We start from the raw sequence: 2178 nt of genomic DNA on the forward strand, positions 1-2178 counted from the left end.
GCATCACCACGACCAATGGCGATGGCGCGCTCATCTGGGCAACCGTCAACGGCACCGACTACGCGCAGGTCAGCGGCGGAGCCATCAACGCCTTCACCGCCTATGCAAACAAGGACAATGCCAGCACCTGGCTGACCGGCGACGTGGTCAGTGACGCGGGCGGGGCGGCCAACACCCCGTTCGCCAACACCGTTGCGGGCAACGTCCAGCTCGGCGGCATCAAATACACCGCCGCGGCCAACTCCATAGTCACCGTCGGCGCCAGCAACACGCTCGGCGTGGACGGCACGATCATTGTCGCCTCCAGCGTCAACAATGCCAGTCAGACCATCACCGGCGGCTCGATCACCGGCGCGACCGGCGGCGGTACGCTGGGCGTGCTCGAAAACAGCACGGGCACCGGTACCTTCACGATCGCGTCGACGATCGTCGACAATGGCGGCGCAACCAGCTTCGCCAAGGGCGGCGCCGGCAAGGTCGCGCTGACCGGCGCGAACAGCTACACCGGGGGCACGACGCTGAGCGGCGGCACGTTGGCCATCGACAGCGTCGCCAATGGCGGCTCTGCGAGCAGCATTGGCGCTTCGGGCGCGGCTTCGGCGAACCTGGTGCTCGAAAGCGGTACGCTGGAATATACCGGCGTCGGTGCGGGCACGACCGACCGCGGCTTTACCCTGGTCAATGGTGGTGCACCGCGGACGATCCAGGTCGACAGCGGCAATCTGAGCTTCGGCGGCGTGGTCGTCGGTTCGGACGATGCCGGATTCAACAAGACCGGCGCCGGCCTGCTGACACTTGGCAATGCCGCCAACACCTATACCGGCATCACGACGATCTCCGCCGGTACGCTGTCGGTCAACACGCTGGCCGATGGCGGTGTGGCGAGCGGTATCGGCGCATCGTCCTCGGATGCCGAGAACCTCGTGATCCAGACCGGCGGAACGCTGCAATATACCGGGGCGACCGCCAGCACCGATCGCGGCTTCACGCTCAACGGAGGCGCGGGTGGCTCGCTCGATGTCACCAATGCGGCAACGACGCTCACCGTCAGCGGCACGGTGGTTGGCGCCGTGCCGTTTCACAAAGCCGGCGCCGGCACTCTGGTTTTTTCGGGCACCAACAGCAACAACGGTCCGACATTCATTGACGGCGGCACGTTGCGCGCCGGATCGACCCAGGCCTTTGGTGGTCCCAATGCCATGAATTTGGCGGATGTCGCCGGCGTCACGCTCGACCTGAACGGTTTCAACAACAAGGTCGGCGGGTTGTCGGGAGGCGGCGCGAATGGCGGTACCGTTCGCCTCGGCGGAGCGACCCTGACGGTCGGCGGCACGACCGTCAGCTTCAGCGGCGCCATCACCGGGGCCGGCGGCCTCACCAAGGACAATAGCAGCACCCAGACGTTTGTCGGCTGCAACAACACCTATACCGGCGCGACGAACATCATCGGCGGTACGCTCAGCGTGGATTGCCTTGCCAATGGCGGCCAGGCAAGCGGCATCGGCGCTTCGACCAGCGCCTCCGCCAACCTTGGCCTGAATGGCGGCGTCCTTGCCTATACCGGCGGCAGCATCAGCATCGACCGCGGCATCACACTTGCCACTACCGGTGGGGCCATCAACGTGGTGAATGCCGCCACCGTGCTCGGCGTGAGCGGCCCGATCGTCGGTGCCGGCGCCTTCCGGAAGGACGGCGCAGGCACGCTCGTCCTGTCCGGTAACAACACCTATACCGGCATCACGACAGTCACAGGTGGCATCCTGCGCGCCGGCTCCAGCAGCGCCATCGGAGCGGGTGGATTCGGCCTGAACAACACCGCCGGTGTCGCACTCGATCTCAACAATTTCAGCACCTCCATCTCCTATCTGAATGGCGGTGGCGCCATAGGCGGCAATGTCACGCTTGGCACGGCGACGCTGACGATCGCCTCGAACGTCAGCGCGGCCGGTTTTGCCGGCGCGATCAGCGGCAGCGGCGGGATCATCAAGGGCGGAACCGTCACCCAGGCGCTCAGCGGCTGCGCGAGCTCCTATACCGGCAGCACCACTGTCAGAGGCGGCGTGCTGCAGGTCTCGTGCCTGGCCAATGGCGGCGTCAACAGCGCGATCGGCGCATCGAGCAGTGCTGCGGCCAACCTCGTCCTCACCGGCGGCACCCTGCAATATGTCGGCACGGGCG

Annotated in this window: 1 protein-coding gene; it reads left to right on the forward strand. The window is 66.2% G+C overall.

Features of this window, described 5'->3' with window-relative positions:
* Positions 1-2178, forward strand: a 2178-nt coding sequence (locus EN964_RS32425) for an autotransporter-associated beta strand repeat-containing protein (RefSeq protein ID WP_206528792.1), incomplete at both ends; no start/stop codon positions are given.

Origin of the sequence: Mesorhizobium sp. M7A.F.Ca.CA.001.10.2.1 (assembly GCF_003998575.1) — a bacterium.
Taxonomy (GTDB): Bacteria; Pseudomonadota; Alphaproteobacteria; order Rhizobiales; family Rhizobiaceae; genus Mesorhizobium.